Genomic DNA, 17,579 nt, shown 5'->3' on the forward strand with positions numbered 1-17,579 from the left:
GGTCACTCCCCCTTCCGGAGGATCACGGCGTCCTCGCCATCGATCTCCTCGAGGCGCACGTCGACGCGCTCGGAGCGGGCGGTGGGGATGTTCTTGCCCACGAAGTCGGCGCGGATGGGCAGCTCGCGGTGGCCGCGGTCGACGAGCGCGGCGAGCTGGACGGCGCGCGGGCGCCCCAGGTCGCGGATGGCGTCGAGGGCGGCGCGGATGGTGCGGCCGGTGTGGAAGACATCGTCCACCAGGACCACCACCGCATCGTCGATACCGGTGTCCGGGACGGACGTGGTGCCGATGGTGCGGGTGGGGTTCTTGAACAGGTCGTCCCTGTACATGGTGATGTCGAGCGCGCCGGTCGCGACGTCCGCGTCGAAGGCGGGCTCGATCTCCGCGATGCGGGCAGCGAGGCGGTGCGCGAGGGGCAGTCCCCTGGTCGGGATCCCCATGAGGACCACGTCGGCGGCGCCGTCGTTGCGCTCCACGATCTCGTGGGCGATCCGGGTCAGCGCGCGCGAGATGTCCGCCGCGCCCATGATGGTGCCAGTCACCTGGCGACCTCCTTCCCCGCCTCTCTGGACGGTCCTTAAAGGATGTCTGGGTTGCGGAAGTCAGACTACCGGACCCGGAGGAAGGAGGTCGCCGGTGACGGGGCTACTTGCGCACCACGCTCACGGTCTTGCTGGCGACGGACTTGCCGAGCGCGTTGTGGGAGAACACCCGGAAGTACACCGTCTTGCCACGGGTGCCCTTGGTGTTGGTGAGCTTGAGCGTGCTCGCTCCCACCTTCTTGATGGTGGTGAACCGCTTGCCATCGGTGGAGAACTGGACCGTGTAGCCGGTGATGGGAGAGCCGTTCCCGACCCCCTTGTTCCAGGTCACCGTCAGCAGGCCCTTGGTGCTCGACGTCGCCTTCACCGTGGTCGGGGCGAACGGCTTGCCCGCAGGCACCACCTTCACCGGCGTCGAGTAGGCGCCTACGCCGACGCTGGTCTTCGCCGCGACGCGCACCTGATAGGTCTTGCCGTTCACCAGCCCGGTGAGGGTGAGCTTGGTGGTGCTAGCGCTCACGGTGCCCGCGCTCGCCCACATACCCGTGGTGCCGATGCGCTTCTCGACCACGTAGGAGGTCACCGTCCCGTTGGGCGCCGTCGGCGCTGCCCAGGAGGCCGTGGCGGACTTGTCTCCACGGACGGCCTTGACACTGGTCGGTGCCGAGGAGAGGCCAAGCGTGAGGGACGAGACCACGGTCGCGGGTCCCACGCCGACGGCGTTGATCGCGGCGACGGAGACCACGTAGTCCGTGGCACTCCCGAGGCTGGTCAGCGCGTAGGTGGAGGTCACTCCGATCGGAACCGTCTCCCACTCGGTAGCGCCGGCCCGCTGGTACTTGACCTCGTAGCCAGTGATGGCACTCCCACCGTTGTTGGAAGATGAGATCGAGCCGATTCGCAACGACAGTTCACCCACCTTCGGCGTGATCGTCAGCGTGGGCGCCGCCGTCGGAGCGGTCGCGGTCGCGGCCTCCTTGACGTCGGACCAGGGGCCGATCGCCTCGCTGTTCGTCGCTGCGACGCGGAACTGGTAAGCGGTGCCCGTCGTGAGCGGGCCGATGGTGAGACTGGTAGCACCGGGGGTGGTCTCCACCTCGGTCGCGGCGGACCAGTCGGCGTCGGTCGACGTCTCGCGGTAGGAGACCACGTACGCAAGGGCGTCGCTCGTTCCGGCGTTCGCGCCCGTGAGCTGTGCCCACGTGGCGGTGAGGCCCGTACCTGCCTTGGTAACCGACGAGAGCGAGACCTTCGCCGGGGCGGTGAGCACGGTGAACGGATCCGTCATGGAGGTCGCGAGCACCTTGAGCGCCGCGTTGGATCCCACGGGTTCCGCGAGAGCCTTGACGCGCCAGTAATACTGCTTCGCGGAACTCATTGCGTCAGGCAGTGCGAGCGACGTCGCGACGGTCTCGTAGGACTTGAGCCCGGTGGTGAAAGCCGAGTCCTCGGCGATCTGCACCTGGTAGCGGGTGGCGCCGTCGACCGAGGACGACCAGTGAAGCATCCGGTCCCCGAGGGAGAGAGTGATGGCGTCGGTCATCAGGATCGCGGTCGACGGGTTGCCCACAGTGAACGTCTCAACCGGGGTGCTCCAAGCGCTGACGTTGGCGGAAAGGCCGGACGCGTCGTGCGCTCGGACCTGCCACTCGTAGTTGCCTTGCCCGAGCCCGTTGATGGTCGCTGAGGTCTGCGCGATGGACGTGAGGGTGGTCCAGGTCGAGTTGCCCACGACGCGGTACTGGACCGAGTAGTTGAGCGCCCCCAGCACGGGCGCCCAGGCAAGCTTGGCGGATCCACCCGAAATGGCAGCTGCCTCCGGCGCGGGCGTCGCGATGCCGACGGTGAATGTGGAGGACAGCGTGGCCTTGCCAGGGTTGCCGTTGGCATCGAGCGGCGCGACGTCGAATGAGTAATTGTTGCCCGGGGCGAGCGGCACGTCGGTCATCGTCGACGGGAAGGTTGCGTCATTGGACGACGCGGGCTTCTGCGCGACGTAGAACGGGAACTCCACCTTCTTGGTGGTGCCCTGCTGCACGTCTCCGTTGTAGACCCGGACCTGGTATCCGCGACTCCCGCCGTCCGCGAGTCCTGTCACGCTCTGCGGGTTCCACGACAGCAGCACCGAACCATCTACGGGGTTTGTAGTCGCGGTAAGTCCCGTGAGTCCGTGGCTCGACTTCTGCCATGAGAATGCCTCGGGGCTCTCATTGTCGACCCCCACGGTCAGCACCGAAGTCGCAGCCAAGTTCGCCGTCGAGACGACCGGCTTGATCGCGGCGTAATACGGGTTCGCGGTCGTGTTGTCCGCGAACACCCCGTTGAGGCGCAGGCGCGTGCTCGGCGTGCGGACCGTGCCGATGACGACCGTACGCTCGGGGTTCTTGTAGAGCGTGACGATGTATCCAGCGGGGTACGCCCAGGTGCCGTCTTCGAGTGGATCGCCGGACGCGTTCCAGTCCATGAGCGGCGCCGGTTGGCCGCCGCCCTCGGCCGCAACTCCCGAAGCGAAGCCCAGGGTGTCGAGGTCGACCACGATCGACTGCGGTGCAGCAACGGGCTCAGCGACGACCTCTACGTAGCGCGCGGGCGACCACCCGGACACCTGGGATCCCGCACCCGACTGATAGCTCGCCGTCGACGAGCCGGCGACATCCACCGCACGAACCTTGTAGGTGTAGGTGGCGCCAGCGTGGATCTTGTCGGTGTTGGACTTCCACAGGCAAGTGCCCGAGCCCTTGAGGACGTCGTTACCCACACTGCTGAAGGCGATGATCGTCGCGGACGTGCTCGCCGTGTTGCACGTGTAGACGCCGCCTATCCCGTCCTGGACCTCAACCTGGTAGTACGTCGCGCGTGCCAACGGCTCCCACTCGAGCTCGAACTCGGAGAGTGGAATGGAGGGTGCGGTCGCCGAGCTCAGGCTACCGGTTACACCCTCGGGTGCGACGGCCAGTGCGGTAGGAGTGGTCTCAGGGCCATTCTGCGCGCCCCACTTCTTGCGGTGCTCCTGCACCGCGGAGGGCTTCCCAAGGTTGCCCGCGTAGTCGAGCGGCGTGACCTGCCAGAAGCGGGTGATGTCCTCTGCCTGCGACGTCGGAATGTAGGTGGTCGTATAGACGTCGACCGTCTGCGGGTTCAGGATCCGCAGAGCCGCTCCCTCGCCCTCCTTCTCCGTGCCGAAAGTGACGCGGTACTTGGCGGCGCCTGCGACGGCGTCCCAGCTGAACACAAGGTCGGAGTATGCCGCCACGTCGACGCTCGCCGACGGCGTGAGGTTGGTGGGTGCCTGATTCCAGCTGATCTGGAAGTCACGCTCGATCGACCAGTCGCCGTACGTGGTGCCGGCGGACGTTGTGCCGTCGTAGAGCACCGCTCGCACTCGCCACTTCCAGGTGAGCGCATTGCCCTCGCTGTCCACACGGGCGAGCGGGGCCTTGGGCGCGAACTGCGTCCCCGTCACCTGCTCGGTGGTGATGCCGGCACCGCCGCCCAGGGTGTCCGACGTGTACTCCAGCTGGTACGCGACCGCGCCGACCACCGGCGCCCAGGTGAAGACGGTCGAGTCCGGGTACTCCACCACGGCAACGGGGCTCTCCCCCACCACTGTGCCGGGGCCGACTGAATCGGGCGCCGATGCCTCGATTCCGGTCTCCACAAGCATCGCCTCGGACGGATCCCCTAGGGTCGCAGCCGTGACGCCGGTGCTGAATGCGGCGACCCGCCAGTAGAGCTCGGTTCCGGCCGCGACAGCGGGCTGATAGCGCGTCACGTAGTCCAACGCATACGTGTCGATCGCGGTGACCGTTCCGGATGAGAACGCGGGGTCAGCGGACCACTCGAGCCGATAGGCGCTCGCACCCGTCGCGGCGGGCCACTCGAAGTGCACGACTCCGTTCGGGGACGCCTCCGCACTCATTCCTGTCACAGCTGGCGGCTCTACCGCCGCCGCAGCTGGGATCGCGACAAGGCCGCCGCCCACCAGTGTTACCGAAAGCACAGCGGAGAGCACTCCGCGAAGACTCATACGCACGCCTGTTCCCCTCAGAAATGAGTCGCCGCGCCACTCCATCGGGCACGCTGTGCCACACACTAGTGCAGGTACTTTGCGTCGCATGACAACGTTCCGCAGCGTGTCGACGGACTTGCCCAGCCGCCGCCGGGCCGCGACAGAAACAGAGAAGGGCCCGCACCGAAGTGCGGACCCTCCCCCAACAGAACCGAGCTACGCGTCGTGCCTCAGCACGGGCGCTTCGCGCGCGATAGTGCCGAGCACACCGTTCACGAACGAAGGCGACTCATCCGTCGACAGATCGGCGGCAAGCGACACGGCCTCATCAATGGCCACAGCCGTATCAACGGAGTCGTTGCACAGGACCTCCCACGCCGCGATCCTCAGCAGAGCGCGGTCCACCGCGGGCATACGCGACAGCTGCCACTCGGGCGACGCGGACTGGATGATCGAGTTCAGCTCGGGCCACCAGGCCACTACGCCGCGAACAATCTCAATGGAATAAGAAGGCAGCGGCGTCTCACGGCCAGAGTCGAGCACACGACGGTCGAGCGCGGCGAGGACGTTCTCGCCACGCTGGTCCGCCTCGAACAGGACGTCGAGCGCGCGCTTGCGCGCCTTGGTCCGGGCAGCCATCGGCGGCCCTTAGTCGTTGACGCGACCGAGGTAGTCCCCGGTCGACGTGTTGACCTTGACCTTGGTGCCCTGCTCGAGGAACAGCGGCACCTGGATCTCCTTGCCGGTCTCGAGCGTGGCGGGCTTGGTACCGCCAGACGAGCGGTCGCCCTGGAGGCCCGGCTCGGTGTATGTCACCTCGAGCACCACGGAGGCGGGCAGCTCGAGGAAGATCGGGTTGCCGTTGTTGGAGCCGATGACCGCGGACTCGTTCTCGAGCAGGAAGTCCGTCGCGTCGCCCATGACCGCCGCGGAGACGGGGATCTGGTCGAACGACTGCGGGTCCATGAAGATGTAGGACGTGCCGTCGAAGTACAGGTACTGCATGTCGCGGCGGTCGACGGTCTCGAACTCGACCTTGGCGCCGGCGTTGAACGTCTTGTCGACCACCTTGCCGGTCAGCACGTTCTTCAGCTTGGTGCGCACGAACGCGCCGCCCTTGCCGGGCTTCACGTGCTGGAACTCGATGACGGACCAGAGGTTGCCGTCGAGGTTGAGCACGGAGCCGTTCTTGATGTCGTTCGAAGTCGCCACAGGGGTGTCCTTACAGAAGTTTCTGGGATTAGTCCGCAGACGATTCTAGCCGACGCGCCGCGCCACAGCCTCGAGCGCGAGTCGGTAGCCCTCCACCCCGAAACCCGCGATCGTCCCGGTAGCCACCCCGGAGATGACGGACGTGTGCCGGAATTCCTCGCGCGTGTGCGGGTTGGTGAGGTGCACCTCGACCAGCGCGAGGCCCGCCGCGCTCACCAGCGCGCACGCGTCGCGCAGCGCGTACGAGTAGTGCGTGAACGCCGCCGGATTGACGACCACGTGCCAGCCGGCGTCGACGGCCTCGTGCATCCAGTGGACCAGGTCGGCCTCGTCGTCGGACTGGCGCACCTCGACGTCCAGCGCGAGGTCCGCGCCCCACTGGCTCACCAGCACCGCGAGCTCGTCGTGGGTGGTGGTGCCGTACTTCTCGGGCTCGCGCGTGCCGAGCCTACGCAGGTTGGGACCGTTGACCACCAGGACGTTCATGCTGGGTAGCGTACTTCGGGACGATGCGGCGGTCGGGTTGGGCGCGCGGCGGGATGATGCGGGGGTTCAGTCCGCGATTGCCGCGTACGCCCCCTGCACGAGGGCGGGATCCGGCCCCTCGAGACGGATGGGGTTGCCGATGCCTGCGAGGATGACGAACCGCAGCAGGTCGCCGCGGGTCTTCTTGTCGCGCTTCATCGCCGTGAGCAACGCGTCCCAGCGGTGGCCCGGGTAGCTGATCGGCAGGCCCAGCCCGGACAGGATCGCGCGGTGGCGCTCCACCTCGTCTTCGGACAGCCGCCCGGCCAGGTGCGCGAGCTCCGCCGCGAACACCATGCCCACCGAGACGGCCGCGCCGTGGCGCCACTGGTACCGCTCGGTGTACTCGATCGCGTGGCCGAACGTGTGACCGTAGTTGAGGATCTCGCGGAGGAACGACTCCTTGAGGTCCGCCGCGACCACGTCAGACTTCACCTGGATCGCGCGAGCGATGAGCTCCACCAGCACGGGCCGCACGACGTCGAGCTCAGCGTCGCGCAGCGTCGCGAGGTTCTGCTCGACCAGGGTGAGGATCTCCTGGTCGCGGATGAAGCCGCACTTCACCACCTCGGCGAGCCCCGCCAGTAGGTCGTTGCGGGGCAGCGTGTCGAGCGCGCGGACGTCGCAGAACACCGCGAGCGGCTCGTGGAACGCGCCCACGAGGTTCTTTCCCTCGGTGGTGTTGATGCCGGTCTTGCCGCCCACCGCGGCGTCGACCATCGCCAGCAGCGTGGTGGGCACCTGGATGACGCCCACGCCTCGCAGCCAGGTCGCGGCCACGAACCCGGCGAGGTCAGTCACCGCTCCCCCACCGAACCCGATGACAACATCGCTGCGGGTGAAGTCCGACTTGCCCAGCACGCCCCAGCAGAACGCGAGAACCTCGGCGGACTTGCCCTCCTCCGCGTCCGGCACCTCAGCGATGACGACGGTGAGCCCGCGCGCGTCGAGCAGCGCCTTGAGGTTGTCGACGTGTCGGCGGAGCGGGGCAGCCGTCACCACGAGCACGCGGGCGGCCGCATCCGGAACCGCAGCGACCACGTCGGGCAGCAGGTTCTCCCCCACCGTGACGTCGTAAGGCACGGACGTCGGCACGGGGATGATGCGGTGGACGCTCATGCGCGCTCCTTCAGCTCCGCGTCGATGCGGGCGGCGACATCGGCCGGGCTGGTCTTGTCAGTGAGGACGGTCACGGTGGCGAGGCGTTCGTAGATGGGACGCCGCTCGTCCATCAAGGCCACCCAGCGGGCGCGCGGGTTGCCGACCAGGAGAGGCCGCGACGCGTTGAGGCCCACGCGTGGCGCCGCGGCCGCGAGCGACACGTCGAGGAACACGACCGCTCCCCCGTCTGCCGCGTAGGCCTTGAGCAGCGCCTGAGTCTCGGGTGCGAGGACCGCGCCACCGCCCAAGGCGAGGACGCCGTCGTGGGTGCGCAGCGCATCGTCCACCGCCTCCCGCTCGATGGCGCGGAACGCGGCCTCGCCGTCCTCGAGGAAGACGTCGGCGATGGATTTGCCGGCGCGCTGCTCGATGTCGGCGTCGGTGTCGCGACGCGACACGCCCCAGAGACGTGCGAGCGCCTTCGCCACGGTGGACTTGCCCGAGCCGGGCGGGCCGATCAGGACGGCGCGGGGCGCCATCAGCGCAGGTGCTCCGGGATCTGGGCGACGTAGGCGTCGATGTTGCGGCGGACCTCGGCGACAGAGTCGCCGCCGAACTTCTCCAGGAGCGAGTCGGCGAGCGTGAGCGCGACCATCGCCTGCGCGACCACGGCGGCTGGCGCCACGGCGCACACGTCGGAGCGCTGGTGGATGGCCTTGGCGGCCTCGCCGGTGGCCGTGTCGATGGTGTCGAGCGCGCGCGGAACCGTGCTGATGGGCTTCATCGCGGCGCGCACGCGCATGGGCTCGCCGTTGGTCATGCCACCCTCGACGCCGCCCGCGCGGTTGGTGCGGCGCTGGACGCCGTCCTCGCCGTACTCGATCTCGTCGTGGGCCTGGGAACCGCGGCGGGCCGCGGTGCGGAACCCGTCTCCCACCTCGACGCCCTTGATCGCCTGGATGCCCATGAGCGCGGCCGCGAGGCGCGCGTCGAGGCGGCGGTCCCAGTGCACGTGGCTGCCGAGGCCCACGGGCACGCCGTAGGCGACCACCTCGACCACGCCGCCCAGCGTGTCGCCCGCCTTCTGGCAATCGTCGATCTCGGCGAGCATGGCGCGCGAGGTCTCGGCGTGGAAGCAGCGGATGGGGTCCGCGTCGAGGGCTGGCGTGGCGTCCGCGGGAGGCAGCGGCGCGTCCTCGGGCACGGCGACGGGGCCCACCTGGACGGTGTGCGCGACCAGGCGGATGCCGGCGGCCTGTTCGAGGAAGTTCTCGGCGACCTGGCCGAGCGCCACTCGCGCGGCGGTCTCGCGGGCGGAGGCGCGCTCGAGCACCGGGCGTGCGTCGTCGAAGCCGTACTTCGTCATGCCGACCAGGTCGGCGTGGCCGGGCCGGGGACGCGTGAGGGCGGCGGCGCGGGCGCCGGTGAGCTCCTCGGAGTCCACGGGATCCGCGTTCATCACGGTCTCCCACTTGGGCCACTCGGTGTTGCCCACCATCACGGCCACGGGGCCGCCCTGGGAGATGCCGTGGCGGACGCCGCCGAGGATCGTGACCTGGTCCTGCTCGAACTGCATGCGCGCGCCGCGACCGGCGCCGAGCCGCCGGCGGGTCAGCGCGGACTGGATCTCGCCGCTGGTGATGTTGACGCCGGCGGGCAGACCCTCGAGGGTGCCGACCAGCGCGGGGCCGTGGGATTCGCCTGCGGTGAGCCATCGAAGCATGGGCGTCATTCTTCCACGAGTGGACGGCCGGTCCGGATGGTGAGATGAGCAGGAACGCGAAGGAGGGCCATCCGGGTGGGTGGCCCTCCTTCATGCATGGCGCTCGAGTTACGACGCGGGCTGCTCCTTGGCCTCGGACTTCTCCGAGAACGCCTGCTCCTTGGGAGCGGAATTGGTCAGCTTCTCCTCGTCGACCACCGTCAGGTCGGGGTTGAGCACGTAGAGCGCACCCGTGATGGTCGCGTGCACGTCACCGTCATCCGGGTCATGCACGCCGGGGATCGGAGCGTCACCCGCCGGGCGGGCGAGCAGCGTGTACTCGTAGATCTGGAAGAGGGGGTCCTTGGGATCCTGAACGCTGTCGATGAACTTGCGGATCTGCTCGGGGTTGCCGACCAGATCGATGGTGAAGGGCACCATCCGGATGTCACCAGCGAACGGGCCATCGGTAACAACTGCGGTGACCGCCGGCGTCCAGCCGGTGGTGGTCGTGGTCGTGGTGGCCTCCTGCGTGGCGGTCGGGTCTGGCGCCTCGGTGGTGCTGGCAGCCTCGGTCGCCGTCGCGCCGACCGGACCGGTGCTGAAGAGCGCCGCCACCTGGGTAGAGACCAACCCGCTCGGATCCGCGAGCCAGCCGTCGACGGTGCTCGACTGCTGCTGCTCGATGCTCACGAGCTCCGCCTTCGACGTCTTGAGAGCCGACCACACGCGGTCCCGAAGGCCGTTGACGTCGACCGCCGACGGCGCGTTGAGCGCGATTGAGGTCTCGATCTCCGAGTCCTCGGCGAGCAGCGCGGCGTACTCGTCGAGCTTGGCCGACTGTGCGTCGATCTGCGAAGTGTTCGCGACCACCGCGTCAGTCTGGGCGCGGAGGTCCGACGCCTTGTCGAACTGCGGCTTGATAGCGAGGAACCACGCGAGCAGTCCGATCGCGATGATGCCCAGCACTGTGAGCATCACGATGGGTGCGTAACGAGAGTTCAGCATGTCACTCCTCCGTGGTCTCGGTGCTGGCGGCGGGGCTGGGCTCCGCACTCGGCTCCGCCTCAGCGGCTGCGGTCGCCTGGTCGCCATTCGCTGCGACGATGGACACCGCGTCGATGCCCGAGAGCGAACCCTCCGGAGTGAGGCGCCCGGTCAGCCTGAGGTCGGTGATGACGGCACTCCCGCTCACGCGGTAGTAGGTGGTCGCGCCGTCCTCTTCGTAGGCCTCCGACACGCCTCGCACGTTCGCGATGCCTGGCAGCGACTCGAGACGCTCGAGAAGCTGGCTCGCCTCGTCGAGGCTCTCTGCGCGTGCGGAGAAGGTCACGCCGCCCACACCACCGCCGAAGAGCTCGTCATCGACGGTGCCGAGGGCGGTGGCGTTCGGGCCGAGGACGGTGATCTCATCGAAGCTCGTGGAGTCGTTGGTCGCCCACTGGAACGCGTTGGTGAGGGCGGAGTAGCTCATCTCGCCGTAGCCGACCTGAGCGAGCGCGTACTCCTGCTGCTCACGCGCGAGCACGTCGGTGTAGACCGATGCCTTGCCATCGCGCGTTGCCACCGCCGCAGCCTCCGTCGCGGCGGCGTCGTCGAGCTCGTTCTGGGCGAGGCCCGCGGCGGCGAGCGCGCCCAGGTAGCCCAGGATCGCCAGCGCGATCGCGCCGACGATCGCGAGGATCGCGAGGCCGCGCACGGTGTTCATCTTCTTGCGCTCGGCGATCTCCGCCGGGATCAGGTTGACGCCCGGGAGCCCCGGGGCGCCGTACTTGACTGCGGTCTCGTTCACTTCGCGCTCCTCATGCCGAGGCCGACGGCCACCGCAAGGGACATCTCACGACCCTGCAGCGCGGCGGTGTCGACCTTCTTGCCCAGGTGCATACCGGCGAGCGGCTCACCGAGCATCACCGGCAGCCGCGTGGCACTGGCCAATGACTGACCCAGGCCGCGCAGCTGGCTGCCGCCGCCCGTGAGCACCACACGCTCCACAGCGCCACCGGGGTTCGAGCTCGCGAAGTACACCAGCGTGTTGCGGACGGCCTCGATCAGCGGATTGAGCGAGTGCGCCGCTGCCTCGGCGAGGCCCCGCCGCTCAGGGTGAGCGTTCATGTCCATGCCGACCTCGCGCTTGACCATCTCCGCGTCCGCGCCCGCGCCCTTCAGCGCCAGCGCGATCGCCTTGGTGGCGTCGCCCGCGGCCTGAGGGATCGCGCGCACCAGGCGCGGCACGCCGGACTGGGCCACCATGACCGTGGTGGTCTCTGCGCCGATGTCGACGATCGCCACGTTGGTCCCCAGGAACGGTCCACGCACCAGGTCGCGGCACAGACCGAACGCCGAGTGGTCGACGACGGCGACCGAGAGGCCGGCCTTCTCCGTGACCTCGATCGCATCGCGCACGAGCGCCTTGGGGGCTGCGATCAGGAGGCCCCGAAGCGTCGGGCCCGCCTGGCTGTCGAACTCCTGCGTCGGATAGAAGTCGAGGATGGCCTCGTCCGCCGCCATGGGTAGTTGATCCTGCACCTGGAAGGCCAGCGACTGCCGCACCTCGGGCATCGGCTGGGCGGGAATGTCGACCTCGCGGACCACGATGCTGGGGTGACCCAGGCCGATCGTGACGGACTTGCTCGACGGCTTCGCCTTGCCGAACGCCTCCCGCACCACGTCAGCAAGGGCGGACGGCTCGTGGATGGTGCGGTCACGGACCACGCCCGCCGGCACCGCCGCCTCGCCGAACGCATGAAGCGTCGCGCCCTCGCGCGGGTCCTTGCCCGAGCCGAGCTCGACCTCCACCACGCGCACGGACGACGTACCGATGTCGATCGCTACGTTTCTCGCCCCCATGTTGCACCTTCCTCTCCCACCGCCCTGCCTATCGGCAGGTGCGCGGCCTTACTCAAACTCAGATCCCGAGAACGGTCTCGAGATACCACTCCGCGATAGGCGGCCCGACCACCACGCCTGTCAGCGCCCCGACGAACATCCACGGCCCGAATGGGATCGCGACTCCGCGCCCCCGCCTGCTCCGCGCCATCACCGCAAGTCCGACGGCCGCGCCCCAGACGAACGCGGCGAAAGCTCCGACCACCAGCTGCGGCCATCCCAGGAACGCGAGAACCGCCCCGATGGTCGGGGCGAGCTTGACGTCGCCGAAACCCATCCCCTTCGGGTACACCAGGAAGGCGATGCCGTAGAGCAGTCCGAGGGCCACCGCGCCGATCACTGCCCTCAGCGCGGCGTTCCAGTCCCCCGTCACCACCACCGGCACCAGAATCGCGACGGCCGCCACGATGGCGAACGCCGCGGTCAACGGGTTCGGCAGTCGCCGTGTCTCGAGGTCGATCGCCGACAGCACGATCCCGAAGTACACGAGCGCGAGCAGCGCCATCGTGGTCGCGCCAGGTCCGGAGAGCCACGTCACGAGACCGAACGCCACGCCCGTACCCAACTCGACCAAGGGGTAGCGCCCGCTGATCGGCGCCCCGCACGCCGCGCATCGTCCCCTCAACCACAGCCACCCCACCACCGGCACGTTGTGACGCGCCTTGATGCGGGTGCCGCAACGCGGACACGCGCTGGGCGGTGAGACGATCGACAGCCCGAGCGGCACACGGTAGATGAGCACATTCGCGAACGAGCCGAGCAGCAGGCCGAACAGGACGGCGATCGCCGTCAGGATTCCCGTCATTCCCTATCGCTGATTCAGTTGTGTACGTCGAACCGGGCGGCGACACGCATGTCGGTCTCGTCGGTTGGCTCGGGGTCCTTGGTCTTGAGCGACGGCACCGGCATCGGATCCATCTGCAGATTGAGGCCGACCTTCATGTCGACGAATCCGGCGTAGATCTGACCCTTCAGGTCGTCCGAGCCGCTGTCGGTGCCATTCTTCGAGTCGAAGGTGCACGGGGTGTAGAAGAAGCTCGCGATGTCGAAGAACTTGAGCTTATCGACGCTGATGTTGGACTTGCCCGACACACAGGTGGGGACCAGCTGACCCTGCGAGGTCGAGGTGGTCGACCAGGTGACGTTCGGCGAATCGGCCGGGACGATCAGGTAGAGCATGCGCTCCTCGTCGGCGACGGAGCTGCGCACCGTCATGAGGTTCGAGGAGTTGAAGCCCTGGTTCGACACGAGCACCACGTCGGACTTGAGCACCAGATCGGCGTTGTTGAACTGCACCGCACCCGTGCACCCCTCGAAGGAGATCAGCCGCGGGCCAGTGGTGCCCGAGGGTGCCGCGCCGTTGATGATGGTCGCGGGACGCGACCCGGTGCAGTCCGAGGCGTTGGTGTAAGGCTCGTACTGGTAGCCGGCCGCGACCCACAGCGCGATGTCCGCGCTCGTCATCGTCACACGTGCCATCGCCTCGCGCGGGGGAACCTGGATCTTGCCGGGGTAGCCGACCGAGTCGGGATAGACGGCGGCCGGGTAGATCGGGTTCGGCACCGACGTGGTGGTGTTCGGCTTGAGTATCGGGGAGGTCACCTTGTTGGAAATGGTGCCCGACGCGATGGCGCTCGTGCCGATGGTGTTGCCATTGTTCTGGCCCGTGATGGTGCCGTTCCGCACCCAACCGTAGACGCCCACCTTCGACCCGTTCTCGAGGTTGAGGTTCGTGTAGGCGAGAGCGCTGCCACGAATCTCCGAGCCGTTGTTGAGGGTGATGCCCCCCTGGTAGGAGTAGGCGTTGCCCCAGATGGCTCCGCCGTTCGTCACAGAGCTGTTGGTGAGGTAGATGCCGCCGTTGGCGAGCACCGACCCTGAGATGTACGCGCCGGAGTTTCGGATCTCGACGGCCCACTCCGCCGTAGTGTCCGCAGAGTAGACGTCGCCGTCGATCCACGCGGACGAGGAGGCGAGCTTGACCTTGCCCGAGGCCCACACGTTCGAGTAGATCTTGCAGGTGTTGTCGAGATTGACGTCGCCGTGGGCAGCGATCACGGAGCCCTCGATCTCCTCGTTGGTCGAGCAGGTGATGCCGCCGTTCGAGTAGATGTGCGCGTCTGCCTTGTCGGGCGAGGACTCGATCAGCATGCTGCCGTTGCGGAGAGTGGTGGTCGACTCCGAAAAGATCGCCTTGTCGAGCGTGACCTCGGGCGGCGTCGGGGTGAAGCGCGCGACCACCGTGCGGGTGATCGGGTCCTCCTCGAGCCCCTGCGGGTCCGTGACCGCGTCGGCTGTCACAGTCAGGTAACTGGTGATGTCAGTCGCGAGCGGGCAATCGAGCGTGTAGGTGGAGCTGCCGCGCGTCACCACGTACTCGAGGTCGATGGCGACCGTGTCGCCGTTGATGGTGAGGTCCGGGAGGTCGCAGACGTTGTGGAGCTCTGCGTAGGTCGAGGACGCCACCATGGAGTGCACCAGGTCGATTGCCGAGTCAGCGCTGGCGAGTGCGCGCTCCTCGGCACGGTTGATGACCGTGCGCTGCGAGTTGAACATGATGACGAACGCGAGCGTGGTGGTGATGATGGCACCGACGAGCATGATGCCGAGCACCATGACCATCGCCATGCCGCTCTCGGTGCCCTCGCCAGCACCCAGGGCTCGCAGTTTCCTCAGCATCTCCGTGTTCCTATCCGCAGAAGATCGACGTGCCGGCCTTGGGCCTGAGCGCGACGCTCTTGTTGAACTTGACGGGCTTGTGGTCGTTGCCGGTCTCGATCTCCATGGAAATCGAGACGAGCTTCGACACCGCGACAACGCCGTCTACGGTGCCGAAGGCGCGAGAGCCCGACTTCGCGAAGCCGTCGCGCGTAGGTGACCAATCGGCGGTGACGGTGTCGAGCGCGCTCGTCGACGAAATCAGGGCTTCATGCGTCTGCGTGTTGGTCGACAAGACAGTGCGACGCAATTCACCCGTACCGGGCGACACGTAATAGCCCACGCATCGCGGCACCACGCTAGTGGCGCTGTCCGCGACCACAGTTTGGAGAACGAGAAGGGATCCGGCGTGGCCGATGGTTGCCCACTCCGCATTGCGGATATCCGTCTCAATCTCTTTGAAGGCGAGTTGTCCCACCTCATTGGCATCGGCTGCATCCATCGTGTCGCGCTGGACAGTGATGGTCCGGATCAGGAGCGTCGCGCCGATTCCGAGCATCAGGATCAGCAGCATCATGTAGATGATGAGTTCGGCAAGGGTGAAACCCGCGTCCGCGCGGGGCGCCGGGCGCATCATTCCTCGAACCTGACGTAGATGTTGGACGAGGTCTCGACCACGGGGTTGGTGAAGTTCGGGTCCGTCGTGGTGACCGTCACCGTGACGAGTGTCAACTGCGGGTCGAGCTTCACATCGCCAACTTGGACACAGTCATCGGCGGGGTTTGAAGCATCTTTGACTGTCGCAGTTACCGTGAGCGGGACACCTCGACCGTCTTCCGTCGTCACGGCCGGCTCGACGACAGTCTCAAGGTTGGCGCAGGATCCAGCCACTGCCTGGGTCCGCGCAAGCTCCAACCTTTGCTGCGCAAGTTCTGCGGCGGTGGCGTGTGTGGAGTTCTCAGCCACGGTACGGAACGCACTGATCAGCAACGAGAGGATGGCAAGCATGATGATCATGAGGATGAGCATGGCCACCATGACCTCCGCCAATCCGAGGCCGTCGTCTCGCCTACGCGTAGTCATCGCCAGCTCCTCTCATGGCTACGAAGGGACCACCGTGTGGGAAACGAGTGTTCGCCTCCCACACGGTGGCTGAATACTTCTACTGCGCTCCGCTTACGGCGCGGCGGGGCAGTCGGCAGCCTCGAAGAGGTTGCCATCCTGGTCAATGCTCCAGGTGCTGACCTTGCCGTTCGCGGCGACAGCGTTGATGCAGAACGTCGGCGGGTCCGCGGCGAGCGCAACCGTGCCCATCTCGACCGTGACATCGGGCGAGTTCTGGAACGTCATGGTGCCGAGCGTCGAGCCGTCCGGCTCGTCGACGAGCTCGTTGGCGACCGCGATCTGCGCGTTCTTGAGGTCAGACTGCGCAGCCGAATCGGCGGCCTTCTTCTGCTGGTCGAGGTAGAGGGGGATGGCGATCGCGGCGAGGATGCCGATGATGATGATGACGACGAGGAGCTCGACGAGGGTAAAGCCCTGGTCGCCCTTCTTCTCCTCGAGGGCCTTGCGAATGCGAGCGAGCATGGTGCTCCCTCCCTTTCTGATTGTCTTCTCTAGTTGTTGATGCGAGATGACCCCTCAGAGCCACCTCATCTACCGCGCGGCGAGCCGAGCGGAAGCCTGATTGTCATCCGATCAAGTCGAAAACCTTGAATATGGGCATGTAGAGCGCGATCACCATGCCCCCGATCATTCCGCCGAGTACGGCGATCATGATGGGCTCAATGAGGCTCGTGAGTTGCTCCGTAGTCGACTCGACCTCCTGGTCGTAGAAATCCGCGACCTTATCGAGCATCACATCGAGAGCACCGGTATCTTCGCCCACCGCAATCATCTGCACCACCATGGGAGGGAAGACGGGATGGTTCGCGAGCGGACCAGCGAGCGAGTCGCCGCGACGCACGGAGTCCTGAACTGCCTTGGTCGCGTCTTCGATCACGATGTTTCCCGATGCCTGGCCGACGATGTCGAGAGCCTGCAGGATCGGCACACCCGACCGGATCATGGAGCCGAAATTGCGAGTGAAGCGCGCGACTGCGATCTTCTGCATGAGAGGACCGAATACCGGGAGCTTCAGATACACCGGCTCGACCTTGACTCGGATTTCACGGCGGTGCTTGTTCTTGCGCCACCACATGCTGAAAATAACGACGGCGATGACAAACGGCACCGTGGCGACTTTGAGAATCGCAGACATCCAAACCAGAATCTGCGTGGGCAGTGGTAATTCGCCGCCTAGGTCGGCAAACATGTTTGCGAACACGGGCACGATGAATAGAAGCATTGCAGCAGTTGCAAGGATCGCGATGAAAAAGACCACGACTGGATAAGTCATTGCGGACTTGATCTTTCCGCGAAGCGCGACTTCCTTCTCAAAATTCTCCGCGATCGACACGAGCACCTGGTCGAGGAAGCCTCCGAGCTCGCCGGCCTTGACCATATTGATCATGATCGGCGGGAACGTCTCGGGGTGACGCCCAAGCGCCACCGAGAACGACTTGCCAGTCTCGACATCCGAACGGACTTCATTGAGGACCTTCTGCAACGCCTTGTTCTCGGTCTGCTCCGCGAGAATCTGCATCGCGCGCAACAGCGACAGGCCAGCCGAGATCATGGTCGCCAGCTGCCGCGACATGATCGCAATGTCTTTGAGACCGATCTTCTCCCCAAGCCCGGGGATCTTGATCTCGGCGTTCAGGCCCTTGCCCGCGGCCTCCTCAACATGCAGCACCGTGAACCCGCGCTCGCGCAGGCGCGACGCCACCGCCTGCGAGGACGGCGCCTCCATCTCGTCGGTGCGCGTCTTCCCCTGCGCGTCACGGATGGTGTACGTGAACTTCTGCGTCGCGGACTTGGTCGCGGTTGCCATGGCTCGCTC

General features: G+C 66.9%; 17 protein-coding genes. All 17 read right to left on the reverse strand.

Annotation, left to right across the window (positions count from 1 at the left end):
- Positions 1 to 2: 2 nt before the first annotated feature.
- Complete coding sequence (pyrR, locus tag AOM05_RS06550) at positions 3 to 530, reverse strand: bifunctional pyr operon transcriptional regulator/uracil phosphoribosyltransferase PyrR (protein WP_062520866.1); 528 nt, start codon at positions 528 to 530, stop codon at positions 3 to 5.
- A gap of 118 nt (positions 531 to 648) precedes the next feature.
- Positions 649 to 4,434 carry a fibronectin type III domain-containing protein gene (locus AOM05_RS06555; RefSeq protein ID WP_062520513.1) on the reverse strand — a complete coding sequence of 1,262 codons (3,786 nt, stop codon included), beginning with the start codon at positions 4,432 to 4,434 and terminating at the stop codon, positions 649 to 651.
- A gap of 336 nt (positions 4,435 to 4,770) precedes the next feature.
- Positions 4,771 to 5,193, reverse strand: coding sequence for a transcription antitermination factor NusB (nusB, locus tag AOM05_RS06560; RefSeq protein WP_062520514.1), 423 nt, complete (start codon positions 5,191 to 5,193; stop codon positions 4,771 to 4,773).
- Positions 5,194 to 5,202: 9 nt separating this feature from the next.
- Positions 5,203 to 5,766 (reverse strand): elongation factor P, encoded by a 564-nt coding sequence (efp, locus tag AOM05_RS06565; RefSeq protein WP_062520515.1) that lies wholly within the window; start codon positions 5,764 to 5,766, stop codon positions 5,203 to 5,205.
- 45 nt (positions 5,767 to 5,811) lie between these two features.
- Positions 5,812 to 6,252: a type II 3-dehydroquinate dehydratase gene (gene aroQ, locus AOM05_RS06570; protein WP_062520517.1), complete on the reverse strand. Its 441-nt coding sequence runs from the start codon at positions 6,250 to 6,252 to the stop codon at positions 5,812 to 5,814.
- A gap of 66 nt (positions 6,253 to 6,318) precedes the next feature.
- Positions 6,319 to 7,410: a 3-dehydroquinate synthase gene (gene aroB / locus AOM05_RS06575; RefSeq protein WP_062520518.1), complete on the reverse strand. Its 1,092-nt coding sequence runs from the start codon at positions 7,408 to 7,410 to the stop codon at positions 6,319 to 6,321.
- The gene (locus tag AOM05_RS06580) at positions 7,407 to 7,931 is read right to left on the reverse strand and encodes a shikimate kinase (protein WP_062520520.1); all 525 of its coding nucleotides are present in this window, start codon (positions 7,929 to 7,931) and stop codon (positions 7,407 to 7,409) included. The genes aroB and AOM05_RS06580 overlap by 4 nt, the downstream gene beginning before the upstream one ends.
- Positions 7,931 to 9,115 (reverse strand): chorismate synthase, encoded by a 1,185-nt coding sequence (gene aroC / locus AOM05_RS06585; protein ID WP_062520522.1) that lies wholly within the window; start codon positions 9,113 to 9,115, stop codon positions 7,931 to 7,933. The genes AOM05_RS06580 and aroC overlap by 1 nt, the downstream gene beginning before the upstream one ends.
- A gap of 108 nt (positions 9,116 to 9,223) precedes the next feature.
- The gene (locus tag AOM05_RS06590) at positions 9,224 to 10,102 is read right to left on the reverse strand and encodes a hypothetical protein (RefSeq protein ID WP_062520524.1); all 879 of its coding nucleotides are present in this window, start codon (positions 10,100 to 10,102) and stop codon (positions 9,224 to 9,226) included.
- 1 nt (position 10,103) lies between these two features.
- Entirely contained in the window at positions 10,104 to 10,886 is a 783-nt protein-coding gene (locus AOM05_RS06595) for a hypothetical protein (protein WP_062520527.1), read from the reverse strand.
- On the reverse strand, positions 10,883 to 11,941 hold the full coding sequence (gene pilM, locus AOM05_RS06600) for a type IV pilus assembly protein PilM (RefSeq protein WP_062520530.1): 1,059 nt from the start codon (positions 11,939 to 11,941) through the stop codon (positions 10,883 to 10,885). The genes AOM05_RS06595 and pilM overlap by 4 nt, the downstream gene beginning before the upstream one ends.
- A 58-nt stretch (positions 11,942 to 11,999) precedes the next feature.
- Positions 12,000 to 12,785, reverse strand: coding sequence for a prepilin peptidase (locus AOM05_RS06605; RefSeq protein WP_062520532.1), 786 nt, complete (start codon positions 12,783 to 12,785; stop codon positions 12,000 to 12,002).
- Between the two features lie 14 nt (positions 12,786 to 12,799).
- Complete coding sequence (locus AOM05_RS06610) at positions 12,800 to 14,659, reverse strand: hypothetical protein (RefSeq protein ID WP_062520534.1); 1,860 nt, start codon at positions 14,657 to 14,659, stop codon at positions 12,800 to 12,802.
- A 10-nt stretch (positions 14,660 to 14,669) separates the two neighbouring features.
- Positions 14,670 to 15,275 (reverse strand): PulJ/GspJ family protein, encoded by a 606-nt coding sequence (locus AOM05_RS06615; protein WP_062520536.1) that lies wholly within the window; start codon positions 15,273 to 15,275, stop codon positions 14,670 to 14,672.
- Positions 15,272 to 15,721, reverse strand: a complete 450-nt coding sequence (locus AOM05_RS06620; protein WP_062520538.1) for a type IV pilus modification PilV family protein — start codon at positions 15,719 to 15,721, stop codon at positions 15,272 to 15,274. Before AOM05_RS06620 ends, AOM05_RS06615 begins: the two co-directional genes overlap by 4 nt.
- A gap of 93 nt (positions 15,722 to 15,814) precedes the next feature.
- Positions 15,815 to 16,225, reverse strand: a complete 411-nt coding sequence (locus tag AOM05_RS14725) for a prepilin-type N-terminal cleavage/methylation domain-containing protein (RefSeq protein WP_062520540.1) — start codon at positions 16,223 to 16,225, stop codon at positions 15,815 to 15,817.
- 103 nt (positions 16,226 to 16,328) lie between these two features.
- Positions 16,329 to 17,570, reverse strand: coding sequence for a type II secretion system F family protein (locus tag AOM05_RS06630; protein WP_062520542.1), 1,242 nt, complete (start codon positions 17,568 to 17,570; stop codon positions 16,329 to 16,331).
- Positions 17,571 to 17,579: the final 9 nt, after the last annotated feature.

The sequence above is a fragment of the Demequina silvatica genome, assembly GCF_000971215.1.
In the GTDB taxonomy this organism is placed as follows: domain Bacteria; phylum Actinomycetota; class Actinomycetes; order Actinomycetales; family Demequinaceae; genus Demequina; species Demequina silvatica.